This is a genomic window from Trichlorobacter thiogenes (genome assembly GCF_900167465.1).
Classification (GTDB): domain Bacteria; phylum Desulfobacterota; class Desulfuromonadia; order Geobacterales; family Pseudopelobacteraceae; genus Trichlorobacter; species Trichlorobacter thiogenes.
The window spans coordinates 377,401-395,541 of record NZ_FUWR01000001.1 but is presented as its reverse complement, the minus strand read 5'-3'; the positions used below and the strand labels follow the sequence as shown (position 1 = coordinate 395,541).

Below are 18,141 nucleotides of genomic sequence, written 5' to 3'. Positions count from 1 at the left end.
ATGCCTGAAGTCATCAAACTGGAAAATATCCGCCGTCTGTTCGGCGAAGGGGACCACATCGTTGAGGCACTGCGGGGGGTCTCCTTTGCCATTAGTGTTGGGGAGTTCGTAGCGATCATGGGTGCTTCTGGCAGTGGCAAGTCTACCTGCATGAACACCCTGGGCTGTCTGGATAAACCGACCAGTGGTACCTATTGGCTGGATGGGATTGATACCGCCGGTATGACAGCGGATAGCCTGGCCGAGGTGCGTAATAAAAAACTTGGCTTTGTGTTTCAGGGGTTTAACCTGTTACCCCGCACCACGGCGTTGGAAAACGTGGAACTGCCACTGGTCTACGCCGGTATTCCAGCAGCAGAACGCCACAGCCGGGCCAAGGCAGCCCTGGAGCGGGTTGGTCTGGGAGACCGGGTCAATCATACCAGTGCCCAGCTCTCCGGTGGTCAGCAGCAGCGGGTAGCCATTGCCCGCGCCCTGGTCAATCAGCCAGCGGTGATCCTGGCTGATGAACCGACCGGCAACCTGGATACCACCACCACCCATGAAATCATGCAGCTCTTCACTGACCTGAACCAGCAGGGGATTACCATTGTGATGATCACCCATGAACCGGAAGTGGCAGAATATGCCTCCCGCCGGATTACCTTCCGCGATGGTTCTATTATTTCAGACACCGCTGAAGGGTAAAGGCATGGGCCGCGGATGACGCGGATATGGCTGATTTTCGCGGATAAAGGCAAAAGGAATGGGTAAAACTTCAAAAACAAGAATTAAGTCAAACAATATTAAGTACCCTTTGCTTTTAAGATGTTAATCCCCTTATTTCCGGTTTTAAATCCGTGCTAATCCGTTCAATCCGCGTCATCCGCGTGCTATCAGGGTTTTAAGATGCTCCAACTTGTTAACCTCTCTAAAGACTATTCCGGTCGCGTTCTGTTTGCGAACATCTCCTGGCACCTGCGTAAGGGTGAGCGGGTTGCCCTGATCGGTGAAAACGGGGCTGGTAAATCAACCCTGATGAAGATCATTGCCGGGCTTGAAGAGTCAAGTGCCGGTGATATCCAGCTGGCCAAGGGTGCCAGGGCCGCCTACCTGCCTCAAGACGGTATTGTCAGCAGCGGCAGGATGCTGTTCCATGAGGCCCGCTCAGCCCTGTCAGAACTGCTGGCACTGGAAGAAGAACTGCACCGTCTTGGACAGGAACTGGAGCAGATGCCCCATGATGCAGCCGGGCATGATCTCCTGCTGACACGCTATGGCGAACTGCAGGAACAGTTCCGCCACCGTGGCGGCTACACCATGGAGGCCGAGATCGGCACCGTACTGAAGGGTCTCGGTTTCAGCAAGGAAAACTGGCACAAGGACTGTGGTGAGTTCTCTGGTGGTTGGCAGATGCGGATCGCCCTGGCTCGCCTGCTGCTGCAAAAACCGGATGTGCTGCTCTTGGACGAACCGACCAACCACCTGGACATCGAGGCCCGCAACTGGCTGGAGCAGTACCTCTGTTCATACCCTGGCTCAGTGATTCTGGTCTCCCACGACCGTTTCTTTATGGATCAGGTCTGCTCACGGATCGCCGAGGTCTGGAACCATACCATTGCCGACTATCACTGCTCCTACTCCAGCTACCTGATCCAACGGGAAGAACGGGTCTCTGCGTTACGGGAGGCCAAGCGGCTGCAGGATGAAGAGGTGCAGAAGACCGAAGATTTTATCCGCCGCTTCCGCTATCAAGCCAACAAGGCCTCGCTGGTGCAGTCACGGATAAAGCAGCTGGAAAAGGTGGAACGGATTGAACTGCCGCCGGAGCGCAAGAAGATCCGCTTTCAGTTCCCCGATGCCCCCAAGAGCGGTCGGATTGTGTTGGAACTACAGGGGCTGACCCGCAGCTACGGCAGCAATGTTGTCCTGAACAAGGTGGATCTGACCGTTGAAAAAGGGGAGCGGGTTGCTCTGGTGGGACACAACGGGGCTGGTAAATCCACCCTGATGGCGGTGCTGGCCGGTGGCGAGTACCAGGAGGGCAGCCTGAAGCCGGGCCATAATGTGGTGGCTGACTACTTTGCCCAGGACCAGGCCAATGTGCTGGATGCCACCAGAACTGCCTATGATGAGCTGTACAGTGACTGTCCCTACGAGATGGTGCCCAAGCTGCGGGATATCCTGGGGGCGTTCCTGTTTTCCGGTGATGATATCCATAAAAAGGTCGGGGTGCTGTCTGGTGGTGAACGGAACCGTCTGGCCCTGGCCAAGATGCTGCTGCGTCCCTCCAACCTGCTCTTGATGGACGAACCAACCAACCACCTGGACCTATTCAGTAAAGAGGTGCTGCTGGATGCCCTGAAGGGGTTTGACGGCACCGTGGTGTTTGTCTCCCACGACCGCTACTTTGTGAACGGTCTGGCAACGCGGATTGTGGAGGTTGGCGAAGGCAAGCTGATCGATTATTACGGCGATTATGAGTACTACCTGGAAAAAAAGTCCGGTGAACTGGATACACCTCCAACTTCAGGCCGTCCGGCTAAGCAGGCAGTAGAAACGACAGCAGCAATAACCGGCGTAAGTGAACTGCCTCCCCAGAACAAGGAAGACCGTCTTAAAGATCGCGAGGAGCAGAAACGCCGTAAAAAAGAAGAGCAGGCCAAGGAGAAGCAGCAGCAGGCGATTGAGAAGGAGATCGCCACGGTTGAGCAAAAGATTGCTGAGCTTGAGGCAGAGATGAACCGGCCTGGCTTCTTTGATGATCCAGAGCAGGGTCTGGCTGCCGGTGAACAGCACACGGCGCTGAACACCAAATTAGAGGAACTGTACGCGCAGTGGGAAAGCTGCGCCTGAGATGGCCGCTGAATTTTCCCCTGATTGCAGCGCCCTGATCCGTTTTGAGATCAAACAGGCTCGTGGTAATGAGGTCTTCTTCATTGCCGATCTGGACGATAACGGCTGCATGGTCTCTGCCGATGCGATCGCCCGTGGCAACAGGCACGCTGTGCCAGCCATCCTTTCCCGCGCTTCGGCCGGGCAGATGGTGCTACACAACCACCCCTCCGGTGAACTGACCCCCTCTGATGCTGATCTTGATCTGGCCTCCATTTGCGGTAACAACGGGATTGGTTTCGGCATCATCGATAATGACTGCCAGCGTTGCTATCTGGTGGTTGCGCCCCACACCCCCCGTACTGGCGAACGGCTCAATTTTGATGAGCTGGAAAAGGTCTTTGGCAATGACGGGATGCTCTCCAAGCATCTGAAGGGGTATGAAAAACGGGATGAACAGGTGCGGATGGCCTTTAGCGTGGCGGGTGCCTTTAACGACAACACCGTGGCGCTGATCGAGGCCGGTACCGGTACCGGCAAGTCGCTGGCCTATCTGGTGCCTGCCCTGCTTTGGGCCATGCGTAATGACCAACGGGTGGTGATCTCCACCAACACCATCAACCTGCAGGAACAGCTGATCAAGAAGGATATCCCCCTGCTGCAGCGCCATGCTGCCACAGAGTTCACCGCCTGCCTGGTCAAGGGACGGGGCAACTACCTCTGCCTGCGTAAACTGGGCGGGGTGATGGATGAGCCGTCCCTGTTCCCGGACAGCGCCTCAGAGGAGCTGCAGGCCATAGCTGCCTGGAGCGAGACCACCCGCAGCGGTTGCCTGAGCGACCTCTCCTTCCACCCTGCCTGGGAGGTCTGGGATGACCTGCGCTGCGAGGCAGACCAGTGTGGACGTTCCCGCTGTTCGGAGTTTAACCGCTGCTTCTTCTATAAGGCCCGCCGCGATGCTGCTTCGGCACGGCTGCTGGTGGTGAATCATGCCCTACTACTGGCTGATATCGCTCTGCGCCGTGAGAGCGGCTATGATGCGGTTGCCATCCTGCCCCCCTTCAGCCGCCTGATCATTGATGAGGCCCACCATCTGGAAGAGGCTGCCACCGGCGCCCTGTCAGTGCGGATCAGCCGGGCTGGCCTGATGAAGCAGCTGTCCAGACTGGCGCCATCCGGTGGCAGGGCTGGTATCCTGTCTGTACTGAACACCAAGATCGGCAAGGAACTGCCGGAGGAGCTGGATGCCCTGTATCAGGAGCTGTCCGGGCTGATTGAGGCTGCCCTGCTGCCCCAGGTCCATGAATTGGCAGGTGCGGTTGACCGTGAGCTGGACTGGCTTGCCCAGGCCCTGCAAGGTGAGATGCAGCGAGGGGATGATCAGCGTGGTGGTGAGCTGAAGCGCAGGATTACCACAGAGGTGCGGGCCACACCGTTCTGGCATGAGCTGGAGAGCCGTCTGAAGCGTCTGGGTGAGCAGCTGCAGGAGCTGGCTGATGGTCTGGGGGCGTTGGACCGGGCTGCTGCCAAACTGCCGGACACGGTCATGCAGACCGTGAACGGGTTGCTGACTGATGCCTTTGGCATTGGTCAGAGGTTAGTGGCGATCAGCCGTGAACTGGCCTGGTTCTGTACCGATGACCCTGAGGCCTGTTGCTGGCTGGAGGCCAAGCAGACCAGCCGGGGCAGCCAGGCCACGGTCTGTGTGGCACCGCTGGATGTGGCTGAGACCATCAAGATCGCACTGCTTGATCCTATCCCCACCGTGGTGCTGACCTCAGCCACCCTGACCGTGGGAGGCTCATTCGGCTATCTGCGTCGTCGTACCGGCCTTGATCTGCTGGAGCCGGAGCGGCTGCAGGAGCTGGCCCTGGCCTCTCCCTTTGATTATGCAGAACAGTCGCTGGTGGCTATCCCCCGTGACCTGCCTGATCCCACCAGCCATAGCTTCCGTCAGCCTTTGGCTGATGCGGTGCTGCGGGCGGTCAGCATCTCGCAGGGGGGTGCCTTTGTACTGTTCACCTCATTTAACCTGCTGCGTCAGACCCATGCTGCGCTCAAGTCAGCGTTGGAGAATCAGGGGCTGACCGTGCTGCGTCAAGGTGAAGGGGGCGGCAGGCATCAGCTGCTGGCTCGTTTCCGCAAGGAACAGCATGCCGTGCTGTTCGGTACTGATTCATTCTGGGAAGGGGTGGATGTCAAGGGGGATGCCCTACGGTTGGTGGTGATTGCCCGGCTGCCGTTTCAGGTGCCCACTGAACCGATCCAGCAGGCCAGGGCAGAGCGGATCACCAGCCTGGGTGGAGATCCGTTCCGGGAGATGTCAGTGCCCCAGGCGGTGCTTAAGCTGCGCCAGGGCTTTGGCCGCTTGATCCGCAGCAGGACCGACCGTGGGGCTGTGCTGATTCTGGACAGCCGGATGGTGACCAAGAATTACGGCAGCCGCTTCAGGAAATCCCTGCCGGAGGCAGCGCAACTGATCGCTCCGCTGGATGAGGTATTCAGCCGGATGGAACAGTTTTTCCAATCATGGCACTGAATATGCTACGATCAAGACATTCTATACTAAGGAGGAAACAGCAGATGCGAATCACAACAGCTCTGGCTCTGGCAGCACTTTTGGCGGTCCCGTCACTTGGAACTGCTGAGTCTAATTTTAACGTCAATGTTAATCTGGGCGTGCCTACACCGCCTCCGCCACCGCGCGTGGCCGTGGTTGCTCCCCGGGTGGTCTTTGATGCACCGCCGCTCTTTCTGGCACCATCTTCTCTGGGATTTTATGTAGGGGTGGATATGCCCCATGATATGGTTCTGATTTCCGGCGTCTACTACCTCTTTCAGGGTAATCACTGGTATCGGGCCAATCATTATAATGGTCCCTGGGTGGTAACCCGCTACGAGCAGCTTCCGGCGCCGGTCAGACGGTACAAGGTTGAGAAGATCCGCGAATACCGTGACCATGAGTATCGAGCCTATCATGAAAAGCGTGATCACTACCGTGGTAAACATTTCAGGCCCGGCAGAGAGGGAAAAGAAGAGTGGCGTGATGAGAAGGATCGTCGTAAAGAAAAAAGACGGGAAGAGCGCGAAGAGTGGAAGGAACATAAAAAGCATGGCCATGGACATGGCCGTGATTAACTGAAACTAAAACGGCCCGGTGCCTACCGGGCCGTTTTGCAGATGGGGTTAATCAGGTTCTCAGGCAAGTTCCTTGCGGCGTTTTTTGGTAATAAAGTTGAAACACTGGAAGTAGGTCAGGGCCACCAGCAGGAACGAATAGTAGGAAACCGACAGGATCAACGATGCGCCACGTCCCTTGTCCACACTGGGTGACATGTACACAAAGACCACAAAGGCACCCAGGGCAGAGATCTTCCAGATATCTCCAAGCAGCCGTCTGCGGCGAAGTGCCAACAGCTGTTCAGGCGTAACCCCCACAAGGCTTGTCTCAACTTCAACCTCAACATCCTTGCGAGCAAGCCACCAGGCAGGATACATACAGATCAGCTGCACGACCACCGCCATGATGAAGCTTTTGACAAATAAACCGGACATGCCGTACTTGGCAAAAGCCAGCATAAAATTGTAGGCCATAAACATCAACAGCCCAAGCAGGCCGACCTGCACCACGTTGTGGATGATCGTGAGACGTCTGAGGCGGGTGAAGTCGTAGGATGCCATTACATTTTCCTTACTTGCGTGTATTTAGTGGTGTCATCTGCAGCGGGTCTGGGTTATAACAGAACGGCGTTACAAATTCAACCAGGAAAGACGTGTCATACCAGATGAAGCTGATTCGTCGTATTTTTAATCCGGTGATTGCGCTGGTCGCCATCCAGTTGGTCTGGGTAGCGGTGGTGGTGCTGTGGGTAACCTGGTTTGTGGGCCGGCATCGTCAGCTAAAAGAACTGGCTACCCGTTACAGCCCGGAGCTGCTGGCCCGAACCGAGGGCTGGTCACCACTGGTGCAAGGGTTGCTGCTGCTGGCGGCGATTCTGGCCGGTGTCTATACACTGTTCATCTTCTGGCGCCGCCAATCTCGGCTGTATCAGGAACAACGTGAATTTATCACCCAGGTGACCCACGAACTGAAATCACCCCTGGCATCAATCCAGCTTCATCTTGAGACCATTCAGCTACGCCGTCCATCGGCAGAACGTCTTGACAGTTTTGTGGATACCATGCTGGATGATACCCATCGCCTGCACTCCCAGATTGACAACCTGCTGCTGGCCGCCCGGATTGAGCAGCGTCGCCGCCCGGCTGATCGGCGGACCATTGATCTTTCGGCCTTTTTGCAAAAATATCTGGATGATAACCGTGACCGCCTGCCACCGGGTACCCGGCTTGAGCTGCAGCTTGAGCCTGATCTGAAGGCGGCGGTGGAGCCGGATGAGCTGGGCACGGTACTGCGCAATCTGTTGGAAAATGCCGTACTATACTCGCCCGGTGTGCCGGAGCTTGAGTTGCGGCTGAGCCGAAAAGGCCGCTGGGCGGCTATTTCAGTGAAAGATCATGGTCGTGGCCTTGCTGCAGCAGAACTGCGTAAAATCTTCCGCCGTTTCTACCGGGTAGAACAGCCGGATGAACGGATTCGCGGCACCGGCCTGGGGTTGTATATCGTCCAGTCGGTTATTGAAGGCTGCGGCGGCACAGTGCAGGCTGAAAGCGCCGGTCCTGGCTGTGGTTGTACCATTACCCTGCAACTACCCCTTGTGGAGAAATAATGAGTTCTGAAAATAGTGTAACCTGCCCGATGTGCAGCCGCTGGGAAGATGATGCCGACCTGCAGATTATGGAGTTTGAGTACAGCTACCTGATCCTGAACCGTGATCAGTTTTTTCCCGGTTACTGTCTGCTGTTTAGCAAGCAACATGTTACCGAGCTGTTTGATCTGGACCTTAAGACCCGCCAGGGGATGATGGAAGAGGTGACTAGCACCTCAGCAGCCCTTGCCGCTCTTTTTAAACCGGACAAGATCAATTACGAGCTGTTGGGTAATATGGTGCCCCACATCCATTGGCATCTGGTGCCGCGCTTCAGCAGTGAACCATTATGGCCCAGGCCGATCTGGTCGGAACCCCATGCAGAGAGCCACCTTTCAAAAGAAGGCTACCGCCAGCGCTGTGAGCAGATCCGCCAGGCACTGGAGAGCCGATGAAAAGACCCTGCTGTACAACACTGGCCAATGGTCTGCAGGTGGTTACGGTGGAGTTGCCTCACCTGCACAGCGCTGATGTGGCGGTCTACCTGAAGGTGGGGGGGCGCAATGATCCCCCTGGCAGGACCGGGTTATCGCACTTTCTGGAGCATATGCTGTTTCGCGGCACTGCAGAGTACGCCAGTTCGCTCGAGATTGAGGCTGCCTTCGAGTCGCTGGGGGGCGGGATCAATGCAGCCACCGATGCTGACTCAACCTGCTACTATGGCAGGATTCACCCCCGTTTTGCCGCCCAGGGGCTTGAAATCTTGGCCTCCATGCTGTTGCGGCCCCGGTTGGAGGGGATTGAGCTGGAACGTCGGATTATCGGTGAAGAGGCGCTGGAGGATATCAGTCAGGATGGCGATGAGATCAGCCCTGATGTGGTGGTGGGGCGGATGCTCTGGCCTGGTCACCCGCTGGGGGAGTCCACAGTGGGAAGTCTGGAGGATATTGCCCGGATAACGGAGCAGGATCTGCGACAGCACCTTGCCACCTGGTATCGCCCCAACAATGCCGTGGTGGTGGCAGCAGGTCCTGTGCAGCATAGCCAGATTGTTGAGGCAACAGAGCGTGTCATGGGGAGCTGGCAAGGGGCAGATCTGCCGGTGATACAGCCGGTTGTGACGCCGCTGGAGGCTGGTCCAAGCTGCCGATTTGTCAGGGATTCTGACAGCCAGATCACGATGCAGCTTGCCTTTCGGGCCTGCCACCGCGCAGCGCCGGAGCTGACTACCCTGAAGCTGCTGCGCAGAATTCTGGCAGGGGGTGGCTGCTCCCGGCTGCACCTGGCGTTGCGGGAGCGGTTAGGGCTGATCTATTCGGTTGATGCCTCAATCGGCAGTTATGATGAAACCGGTTGCCTTTCGATTGATCTTTCAACCGCGCCTGAAAATCTGGCAACGGTGCTTAAGGCAACCCTGGAAGAGTTACGGTTACTGGCAGCGTCTCCGGTGCCGGAGGCGGAGCTGGAGCGGGTCAGAACTGTCTACCTGGCAGATCTGGATTACAGCCGGGATTCGGTTAGCGAGATGGGGATCCGGTTTGGCTGGGGCACCCTGATGGGGGTGGCCCGCAGTATTGATGATGACCAGCAGCTGGTTGCGCAGGTTTCTGCGGCAGAGTTGCAAAGGCTGGCAGCAGAACTGTTTCGGCCCGAAAACCGTTTTCTAGGGGTTATCGGGCCGATAGAGAGTATTGATCAGCAGGAAATTGCACAATTGCTGCAAGTTTAGGGCAGTGTTATCGTTCTTCCAGTATGGTTACCTTGATTTTACCAATCACCCCCACCAGTGGCGACAGATCAGCCAGCCGGTTTCCTTCAAAAAAGGCCAGGTGGGTCGGGTCAGCCGGAACCTGATTAAAGGTGGGGTCAACCGCTATCCAGCGTCCCTCCACCAGGCTTTCCGCCCAGCTGTGGTATAAAAAACCGGCCCCGTCCTGGGAAACCAGACCGGAGACAAAACGGGTCGGAATACCCGCAGCACGGGCCAGGGCGCTGTACAGTTTGGCGTGGGTCTGGCAGTTGCCTTTCTTTTTACTGAGTGCCGTTAATGCGCTACCGCCATCTTCAATGCTGTCCTCAATCCAGCTGGCAGTCCAGGCTGTCAGTGCCTGAATCCGTTCCTGATCGGTCTTTAGGCTGCTCGTCAACTCCTTGGTCTTGGCTGAAATCTCTGCCGAGGTAGACTCAATCCCTTCCGATGGCTGCAGATAGGCTTCTGCTGCCTGTTTGAGTAGCATGTCAGTTGGCTTGCGCAGGCTGCCGGTTGTAATGACCACCCTGCCCTGCTGGCGCTCAACCTGTTGCGAGCCGTTACTCAACACAGGGATCTGATCGCCGTAACCGGTGATGGCAACAGACAGTCCAGCAAGTTTTGCCGGGGCCTTTTTCAGGGGAGGATTGATCCGAACCAGGCTGAAGTCATAGATCAGATCCTTTTTTGAGAGGGCCATGCCGCTGACAAAGGCTGCCAGCTTTTCTGGCGGCTCAGCCTTGGTAATCACCAGGCCGTCCCGCACCGATTCCAGCAGGGTGTTGCCCTGCTGGTCAAGCCAGATCTCGTTATCAACAAAGGGATACAGGTTGTTACGTAGCTTAAAGGCATGTACTCCTTCCGGGGTCTTTCCCTCTCCCTGTACCGTGATCTTAACCTCTTTGATCGCCAGTTCTTCCGGGTCAAAGCTGAATACCCGCAGGGTTTTTCCGGTTGCCGTGCCTTTGAAAAGAGGTATCAGGTTTAAGGTGGGGCCGGGAAACAGTTCGGACTTGGCCTTCAGGGTCTTCAGGCTGCTTTTGCCATCTGCCTCCCGTCTAATCTGCAGACCGCCAGGAATCATCTTACCGCTCAGGCGAGATTTACTGCCGTTGATGGTCTGTTCCACCTCAACCGTCTTCAAGGCCAGGTTTGGCCCGACCTGATAGATCTCACGGGAGCTGGATTCTTTGGTAAAGCCCATCACCTTCATCCGAACAGACCCATCACCTTCAATCCGGTAGCCGCCTTCCGGCAGGGCAGTGGTCTGTTGGTGGTAGAAGCCAACCTGCTCATTGTCGATCAGGATGGCAAACCATCGTTCGCCCAAAGGGGGCGTTGCAAGCTGGTTCGGTGCAGCAGCAAAGACCGGCAGAGATAAAAAAACGGCGGCCAGGGCCGCCGACAACAGATAAAAAAAAGATCGTTTAAGCTGTAGCATGGTACATAGTCCTGTTAGTAAAGAGGTATGGTTTGTGTCGTCGGCTTACTGTTTACAGCCGGGATCGCTGATAATCACCCGGTTGCGTCCCCGCTCCTTGGCCTGATAGAGCGCTTCATCAGCAGAGCGCAACAGACCATCGATGTCATCAAAACAGGGGGATGGGAACAGGGCTACCCCCAGGCTGACCGTGACCCGTTCATTGGAGAGTGAACCGGCAAAGCGCATCCCCTGCACAGAAAGCCTGATCCGGTCCGCCACGTTAAAGGCCTCTTTTAAGGAGGTGTCCGGCAAGACCGCAACAAACTCCTCACCGCCATAGCGGGCAGCAATATCATAGCTGCGCAGCTCTTTCTGGATATGCAGCGCCACCTTCTGCAGTACTACGTCACCCTGCAGATGGCCGTGGGTGTCGTTAACCAGTTTAAAGTGGTCAATATCCAGTAGCAACAGGGCAACCTGGCCATCTTTGCGCCGCGCCCGCTGTACTTCTTTGTCCAGTGCCTCCATCAGGAAGCGCCGGTTAAACAGGCCGGTCAGGTGGTCGGTATTGGACAGCTCCAGCAGCAGTTCATTGGAGCGCTTGAGGTCATCCTGCAGGTGTTTGATCTTGAGGTGGACCCGCATCCGGGCCACCAGTTCTTCAGGATCAAACGGTTTGGTGATAAAGTCACAGGCCCCCTGCTCAAGCCCTTTGATCTTCAGTTCGCGGTCATCGTTGCCGGTCAGGATGATGACCGGGGTGTCGGATACTTCCGGCCGCCCCTTCAGCATCCCCAGGAACTTGAAGCCATCCATGCGGGGCATTTCAAGGTCGCAAAGGATAATATCCACCGGCGATGCCAGCAGCTTCTTAAACCCCTCCAGGCCATCTTCAGCCTGATAAAAACGGGAAAAAAGATCACGAGACTCCAGGGTCTTGATGATCTTTTCCCGGACAGCTTCAGAATCGTCAATGATCAGTACACTGTCTGCCATAAGACTCCCTTTTTTACAGGCGAGGTTCCTGCATCAGGCGTTTCATCTCAGCAATGGTGGCAGCATAATCATGGCTGCCGAATACGGCGCTGCCGGCCACCAGGACATCGGCCCCGGCATGGGCAATCCGTGCAACATTGGACGGCTTGGCGCCACCGTCGATCTCCAGCTCTGCCTCACAACCACGGCGATCCAGCATGCCACGCAAGGCTTGAATCTTGGGGATGCAGGCCTCAATAAACGATTGGCCGCCAAAACCTGGGTTAACGGTCATCAGCAGCACCAGATCAAGCTCTTCAAGGACATAGTCCAGTACATTCAACGGAGTGGCAGGGTTCAGAGAGACGCCGGCCTTCTTGCCCAGTCCCTTGATCTGCTGCACCACCCGGTGCAGGTGGCGGCAGGCCTCGGCATGCACCACAATGATATCGGCACCGGCCTTGGCAAACTCCTCCACATACCGCTCCGGTTCTTCAATCATCAGGTGCACATCCAGCGGCAGGCTGGTAACCTTGCGCACGGCATCAACCACCAACGGGCCGATGGTGATGTTTGGTACAAAGCGACCATCCATGACATCAATATGGATGTAATCAGCACCGGCAGCCTCAACAGCCCGGACTTCGTCCCCCAGACGGGAAAAATCAGCAGAAAGTATGGATGGCGCTATCTTTTTCATCGGTCAATCCTCTTCAGTCGTGCAGCAAAAAAACCATCGGTTCCGTGGCGGTGGGGCCAGGCACGCAGATAGCCGGAGTTGTCAAACAGATCAGCCCATTCAGGAAAGAACTGAGCGCCATTTTCTACCACAAACTCGGGATTACGTGAAAGAAAATCCTTGATTACCGCTTCATCTTCTTCCACTGCAGTGGAACAGGTGGCATAGACCAACACACCGCCTGGTTTTAGCCGGGCAGCAGCTGCATCAATCAACAGGCGCTGGCGGGCAGCACAACGGCTGATCTCGGCAGGGGTCAAGCGCCATTTTGCCTCCGGGTTACGGCGGATGACACCCAGGCCGGAGCAGGGTGCATCCAGCAGGATCCGGTCAAACTGCATCCCTTCAAGATAGTCGTTGCCAAGGGCATCACCGGCCACAGCCTGAATACTTGTCAAGCCGAGCCGTTCCGCAGACTCACAGATCCGGCGGATACGGCGGGCGTTCAGGTCTGTTGCGGTAACGCAGCCCTGGTCGTTCATCAGCTGAGCAAGATGGGTGGCCTTACCGCCCGGTGCAGCGCACATATCAAGGATCTGTTGACCGGCCTGGGGTGCCAGCAGGTGGGCGACCAGTTGAGAGGCCTCATCCTGCACCATGAACAGGCCTTCAGTAAAACCGGGCAGGCTGGTAATCTGGCAGCGTTGCAGGATCTGGATCCCTTCTGGGGCAAACCGGCATGGTTCAGCAATAAACTCTGCAGCCTGTAAGCGCTCCAGCAGTGCGTTGCGGGTGGTCCTGAGGCTGTTGACACGCAGGGTTAGCGGCGGAATTTCTGTTGATGCTGCAGCCAGACCGGCCGCCTCGCTTTGGGGAAACTGCTGCAACCACTGCTCAGCCAGCCAGCCAGGCAGAGAATAGGCTGCAGCCAGCCAGGCTACCGGTTGCTGGGCCGGGTCGGGCAGGGTCAGAGACTCCTGCTGCCGCAGGTAGCTGCGCAGGACGCCGTTGATCAACCCCTTGGCGCGGGGCAGGATGACATTGGTCAGTTCTACGGTGGCATGCACTGCAGCGTGGCTGGGTACCCGGTCCAGGTAGCGCAGTTGGTAGAGCCCCAGGCGCAACAGCAACAGGACCGGCAGCTCCAGCCGTTCAAGGGGTTGCTGCACCAGCTGCTTCAGGTAGTGGTCAAGGCTCCCCTGACGGCGCAGCACGCCGAAGGCCAGTTCGGCAAACAGGCCGCGATCAGGCCCTTGTAGCTGGTTGTGGGACAGTTCCTGATCAATCAGGTCATCGGCATGCAGGTCACTGTTAACAAGCCGCTGCAAAGTGGTATAAGCGGCCTGACGGGGTGAGCTGGTTGCTTGTATGGCAGGTTTTGATTTGGACATGGATCGCAGCATAGAACGTAACAGGCTGTATTGGCAATCATTTAACGTATTGTTGCTGCAGATTGTGGTCAGCTCAAGCTGGCTCTGTAAGGTTTGCCGGTGTCGTGTCGATAGCCCGTAACAGCTTGACATTTCACGTAGTCACGTGCTATGAGCATCCTTTCATTGATACTTGATTACGAAGGAGAAAAGTTATGGAACGCACCTTTGCCATCATCAAGCCGGACGCTGTTGAGCGGGGCCTGTCAGGCAAGATCATCACCAAGATTGAAGAAGCCGGTTTTGCCATTGTTGGTATGAAGAAGATTCACCTTTCCCGTGCCCAGGCAGAAGGCTTTTACTATGTTCACAAAGAGCGTCCGTTCTTCAACGACCTCTGCAGCTTCATGTCCCGTTCACCAGTGATCGTGCTCTGCCTGCAAAAAGAGAATGCCATTGCTGACTGGCGGACTCTGATGGGCGCCACCAACCCTGCCAATGCAGAGCCAGGCACTATCCGCAAGGAGTTTGCAAAGAATATCGAGGAAAACTCTTCCCACGGTTCCGATGCGCCGGAGACCGCAGCCTTTGAAATTCCGTATTTCTTCAACAGCTTCGAGCTGGTGGGCTAGCCAAACGGAAGCGGCCCTATCACCAACGTGACAGGGCCGCTTTTTTGTGTAACCTATGCCCAATCCCCTCCTGACCGACCTCAAAAACCTGACTCTGCCTGCCCTGGAACAGTTTCTTCAGGGGCAGGGCAAAGAACGCTATCGCGCAACCCAGATCTTTAAATGGCTGTACCAGCATGATGCCAGCAGCTTTGATGAGATGACCAACGTCTCCAAGGCGCTGCGTACTGAGCTGGCACAGACCGCCTACATCAGTCGTCTTGAGCCTGAAACCATTGAGGTGGGCAACGACGGCACCCGTAAGTACCTGTTTATGCTTGAAGACGGCAATGCGGTGGAATCAGTCATCATCCCTGATGAAGATCGCAACACCCTCTGTATTTCATCCCAGGCCGGATGCGCCATGCAGTGTGCCTTTTGTCTGACCGGCACCTTTAATCTGACCCGTAATCTGACCACCGCTGAGATTGTGAATCAGATTCTGGCGGTGCGGCGTGATGTGGATGTGCGCAACATTGTGATGATGGGGATGGGCGAACCGCTGCATAACCTGGATAATGTTATCAGCGCCTTGCAGATTATGGCAGAGGACAACGGGCTACAGCTTTCCTCCCGGCGGGTAACGGTCTCCACCTGTGGCCTGGTGCCGGAGCTGGAACGGCTGGGGCGTGAGATAACCGTCAACCTGGCTGTCTCTCTGAATGCCACTACCGATGAGTTGCGGGACCGCATTATGCCGGTCAACAAGGCCTATCCGATCGCTACGCTGCTGGCTGCCTTGAAAAACTACCCCCTGCCGGGACGACGCAAGATAACCATCGAATATGTCCTGCTGGGCGGGCTGAATGACACACCTGAGGATGCCAAGCGGCTGGTGCGGCTCTTGTCTGATATCCCCTGCAAAATCAACCTGATTCCGTTTAACCCCCATGAAAAGGCTGATTTCAGGCCACCCACCAGGGCGGCGCTGGATGCGTTCCACAAGTACTTGCTGGACCGGCATTTTACCGTAATCACCCGTGACAGCCGTGGCAGTGATATCTCGGCTGCCTGCGGTCAGCTGAAGGGAAAGCTGGATTGTCAGCCAGCTCTGGAGTCCTCCGATGACTGATCCTGCGTGCAAGCATCCCTTTAGTTGGGAACTGCTGGGAAATCTTGAGGTTGGCCGCCCAAACCTGGGGCCGACCATGCGGGTTGAGACCTACCGCCTGATGCAGTTTACCCTGCGTGAGGTGCTGGAAAAACATTACGGCACGACTGTGGCCGACAGCATGTTATATGAAGCTGGCTACCTTTCCGGTAAACATTTTTATGATCAGCTGATCGGGCCGGTGGCCGACCTGCAAATTTTCTCCAAACGGCTTGGCCAGGCCCTGCGTGACCTGGGGATCGGGATTCTGGCCATTGAAGAGGCCGACCTGATTAACGGGCAGTTTGTGGTGACGGTCTCAGAGGACCTGGATTGTTCAGGTCTGCCGGTGCTGGATAATGCGATCTGTACCTATGATGAAGGTTTCATCGCTGCACTGCTGGAGAGTTACAACGGACGACCTTTTGTAGTGCGTGAGGTGGATTGCTGGGCCAATGGTGCCCGTACCTGCCGCTTTGTAGCGACCGCCTGCGAGGTGTGACATGCATCCTGAACCCTGCTCTCTCTATCAAGGTCTGGTTGAAAACTGCCCGGATGTGATCTGGCAGACTGACCGCGAGCTTTGTTTCTGCTACGTTAATAATGCGGTCACAACGCAATTCGGTTATAGCCCTGAAGAGCTGTTGGGCCGGCCTCTCCCTGAACTGCTTTCTCCTGCCTCCCGTGATTTTGTACTGGGCCGTCTGGCTGCCAGAGTGGCTGAAGAACAGACAGGGAAAAAAGCTGGCCATCGGCTGCTGGAGGTCCTGATACTTACCAAGGTCGGCAACCTTGTCCCTGCCGAGGTGTCGGTTTCTGCTATCCGTGATGAGGCAGGGGATCTGGTCGGTTTTCAGGGAGTGACCCGCAATGTGTCTGACCGGGTGCGGATTGAAGAGCGGATGCGGCTTTCCGAACGCAATTACCGGGAACTGGTGGAGCGTTCCAGCAGTTTCATCCTGCGCTGGACCAGCGATGGCATCATTACCTTTGCAAACTCCCATGTCTGTGAATTTTTTGGGTTTTTGCCGGAAGAACTGGTGGGTCGGCATCTGGTGGGTACCATTGTGCCGGAGGTGGAAAGTACCGGACAGAGCCTGCGGCAGTTAATTGCGGAAATCGGTGCCAACCCTGAGCAGTTCCGTACCTCGGAACATGAGACGATCTGCTGGGACGGCAGCCGGATCTGGGTGGCCTGGAATAACTCCCCTGCCTACAATGAAAAGGGGCAGCCGGAGATCCTCAGTGTGGGGCATGATGTCTCAGAGCGGCGTCAGCGGGAGAAGCAACTGGCCTATCTGACGGTCCATGATCCGATGACCGGCCTCTATAACCGGGCCTACTTTGATACCGAGTTTGAGCGGCTTTCCCGTGGCCGACGCTTTCCGGTCAGCGTGGTGATCGCTTCCCTTGATAACCTGCAGCTGACCAATGATGAACAGGGCCGGGAACGGGGTGACCTGATCCTGATGAAGGCAGCCCGTCTGCTGAAGGAGGGGTTCCGGGCCGAAGACCTGGTCTCTCGTACCGGAGGTGACGGTTTTGCAATCCTGCTGCCGGGTCTGGATGAACAACAGACGGCTGTCGGGTTGATCCGCTTCAGGGCGGCGGTTGCCCGTGCTTCGGAGCACGATCCTGCAGTTTTTTTCTGTATGGGTGCCAGTACCGCCCACACCGGCAGCGAGCTGTTGCGTGCGCAGCGTGAGGCCTCGGCAGCCATGGTGGCAGAGAAACTGTTGCGGAAGAAACAGCGTGAACAGCAGGAAAAAGAACAGCAAGAGACGCAGGAAGAGGGGACACCGGAATGATTGGCGTAATTGGTGGTAGCGGATTGTATGAGATGGAAGGGCTGGAGCAGGTTGAGGAAGTAGTCCTTGAAACACCCTTTGGCTCACCTTCAGATGCGTATATAACCGGCGTGCTGAATGGCGTAAAGATGGCCTTTCTGCCTCGCCACGGTCGCGGGCATCGCCTGCTGCCATCGGAGGTCAACTATCGGGCCAACATCTATGGCATGAAGCAGCTGGGTGTGCAGCGGATCATCTCGGTCTCGGCCGTGGGTAGCCTGAAAGAGGAGGTCGTGCCTGGCCACATTGTCATACCAGATCAGTTTATTGATCGTACCAAAGGGGTCAGGGATGCCACCTTTTTTGGAAACGGGATTGTGGCCCATGTCGGTTTTGCCGATCCTGTCTGCTCCTGTCTGTCTGACAAGCTGTTCCGGGCTGCTCAAACTGCCGGTGCTGTGACCCACAAAGGGGGCACCTACATCTGTATGGAGGGGCCTGCCTTCTCCACCCGTGCTGAATCATACCTCTACCGCAGTATGGGGGGGGATATCATCGGTATGACCAACCTGACTGAGGCCAAGCTGGCCCGTGAGGCTGAGCTCTGCTACGGTGTGATTGCACTCTCCACTGATTATGACTGCTGGCATGAAACCCATGATGATGTCACGGTGGAGGCGATTCTGGAGATCATGCACAAGAATGTGGTCATGTCCAAGGCGATCATCCGGCAGCTGATGCACGACAGCACGCTGCTTGAGCAGAGCTGTTGCTGTGGCAGTGCCCTGGCGAGCGCTATTATTACTGATCGTTCCGTGATTCCGGCAGCCACCGTTGCCAAGCTCGGTCCGATTGTTTCCAAGTATTTGAACTAAG

Annotated in this window: 17 protein-coding genes; 12 read left to right on the top strand and 5 right to left on the bottom strand. The window is 56.4% G+C overall.

What is annotated here, in order from left to right; genetic code table 11:
- The 4 genes from B5D39_RS01860 to B5D39_RS01845 all read left to right on the top strand — a co-directional run bounded on the left by B5D39_RS01860 (position 1) and on the right by B5D39_RS01845 (position 5,952).
- Positions 1–687 (top strand): ABC transporter ATP-binding protein, encoded by a 687-nt coding sequence (locus B5D39_RS01860; RefSeq protein WP_078788681.1) that lies wholly within the window; start codon positions 1–3, stop codon positions 685–687.
- 201 nt (positions 688–888) lie between these two features.
- Positions 889–2,835: an ATP-binding cassette domain-containing protein gene (locus B5D39_RS01855; RefSeq protein ID WP_078788680.1), complete on the top strand. Its 1,947-nt coding sequence runs from the start codon at positions 889–891 to the stop codon at positions 2,833–2,835.
- Between the two features lies 1 nt (position 2,836).
- Complete coding sequence (locus B5D39_RS01850; protein WP_078788679.1) at positions 2,837–5,353, top strand: helicase C-terminal domain-containing protein; 2,517 nt, start codon at positions 2,837–2,839, stop codon at positions 5,351–5,353.
- Between the two features lie 44 nt (positions 5,354–5,397).
- Entirely contained in the window at positions 5,398–5,952 is a 555-nt protein-coding gene (locus tag B5D39_RS01845) for a YXWGXW repeat-containing protein (RefSeq protein ID WP_078788678.1), read from the top strand.
- Positions 5,953–6,012: 60 nt separating this feature from the next.
- Here B5D39_RS01845 and B5D39_RS01840 read toward each other — a convergent pair whose 3' ends face one another.
- Complete coding sequence (locus tag B5D39_RS01840) at positions 6,013–6,495, bottom strand: hypothetical protein (RefSeq protein ID WP_078788677.1); 483 nt, start codon at positions 6,493–6,495, stop codon at positions 6,013–6,015.
- 104 nt (positions 6,496–6,599) lie between these two features.
- Here B5D39_RS01840 and B5D39_RS01835 point away from each other — a divergent pair, with 104 nt between their 5' ends.
- Genes B5D39_RS01835 through B5D39_RS01825 form a run of 3 tightly spaced genes read left to right on the top strand, consistent with a single transcriptional unit; the run spans position 6,600 to position 9,249 of the window.
- Positions 6,600–7,541, top strand: a complete 942-nt coding sequence (locus tag B5D39_RS01835) for a sensor histidine kinase (RefSeq protein WP_078788676.1) — start codon at positions 6,600–6,602, stop codon at positions 7,539–7,541.
- Positions 7,541–7,975: an HIT family protein gene (locus B5D39_RS01830; protein WP_078788675.1), complete on the top strand. Its 435-nt coding sequence runs from the start codon at positions 7,541–7,543 to the stop codon at positions 7,973–7,975. The genes B5D39_RS01835 and B5D39_RS01830 overlap by 1 nt, the downstream gene beginning before the upstream one ends.
- Positions 7,972–9,249 carry a M16 family metallopeptidase gene (locus tag B5D39_RS01825; RefSeq protein WP_078788674.1) on the top strand — a complete coding sequence of 426 codons (1,278 nt, stop codon included), beginning with the start codon at positions 7,972–7,974 and terminating at the stop codon, positions 9,247–9,249. The genes B5D39_RS01830 and B5D39_RS01825 overlap by 4 nt, the downstream gene beginning before the upstream one ends.
- 7 nt (positions 9,250–9,256) lie before the next feature.
- On the opposite strand, the gene B5D39_RS01820 is transcribed toward B5D39_RS01825, so the two are convergent.
- Genes B5D39_RS01820 through rsmB form a run of 4 tightly spaced genes read right to left on the bottom strand, consistent with a single transcriptional unit; the run spans position 9,257 to position 13,738 of the window.
- Entirely contained in the window at positions 9,257–10,711 is a 1,455-nt protein-coding gene (locus B5D39_RS01820; protein ID WP_078788673.1) for a transglutaminase-like domain-containing protein, read from the bottom strand.
- Between the two features lie 45 nt (positions 10,712–10,756).
- Entirely contained in the window at positions 10,757–11,689 is a 933-nt protein-coding gene (locus tag B5D39_RS01815; protein ID WP_078788672.1) for a diguanylate cyclase, read from the bottom strand.
- A gap of 13 nt (positions 11,690–11,702) precedes the next feature.
- The gene (gene rpe / locus B5D39_RS01810) at positions 11,703–12,368 is read right to left on the bottom strand and encodes a ribulose-phosphate 3-epimerase (protein WP_078788671.1); all 666 of its coding nucleotides are present in this window, start codon (positions 12,366–12,368) and stop codon (positions 11,703–11,705) included.
- Positions 12,365–13,738 (bottom strand): 16S rRNA (cytosine(967)-C(5))-methyltransferase RsmB, encoded by a 1,374-nt coding sequence (gene rsmB, locus B5D39_RS01805; protein ID WP_244161324.1) that lies wholly within the window; start codon positions 13,736–13,738, stop codon positions 12,365–12,367. The genes rpe and rsmB overlap by 4 nt, the downstream gene beginning before the upstream one ends.
- A 194-nt stretch (positions 13,739–13,932) precedes the next feature.
- Between rsmB and ndk the strand changes: the two genes are divergently transcribed.
- The 5 genes from ndk to mtnP are packed head-to-tail and all read left to right on the top strand — an operon-like array spanning position 13,933 to position 18,140.
- Positions 13,933–14,349, top strand: coding sequence for a nucleoside-diphosphate kinase (gene ndk, locus B5D39_RS01800; RefSeq protein ID WP_078788670.1), 417 nt, complete (start codon positions 13,933–13,935; stop codon positions 14,347–14,349).
- Positions 14,350–14,404: 55 nt separating this feature from the next.
- Positions 14,405–15,460 carry a dual-specificity RNA methyltransferase RlmN gene (gene rlmN / locus B5D39_RS01795; protein WP_078788669.1) on the top strand — a complete coding sequence of 352 codons (1,056 nt, stop codon included), beginning with the start codon at positions 14,405–14,407 and terminating at the stop codon, positions 15,458–15,460.
- Positions 15,453–15,980, top strand: a complete 528-nt coding sequence (locus B5D39_RS01790; RefSeq protein WP_078788668.1) for a V4R domain-containing protein — start codon at positions 15,453–15,455, stop codon at positions 15,978–15,980. Before rlmN ends, B5D39_RS01790 begins: the two co-directional genes overlap by 8 nt.
- A gap of 1 nt (position 15,981) precedes the next feature.
- Positions 15,982–17,286, top strand: a complete 1,305-nt coding sequence (locus tag B5D39_RS01785) for a sensor domain-containing diguanylate cyclase (RefSeq protein ID WP_078788667.1) — start codon at positions 15,982–15,984, stop codon at positions 17,284–17,286.
- Positions 17,283–18,140, top strand: a complete 858-nt coding sequence (gene mtnP, locus B5D39_RS01780; RefSeq protein WP_078788666.1) for an S-methyl-5'-thioadenosine phosphorylase — start codon at positions 17,283–17,285, stop codon at positions 18,138–18,140. Before B5D39_RS01785 ends, mtnP begins: the two co-directional genes overlap by 4 nt.
- Position 18,141 lies beyond the last annotated feature (1 nt).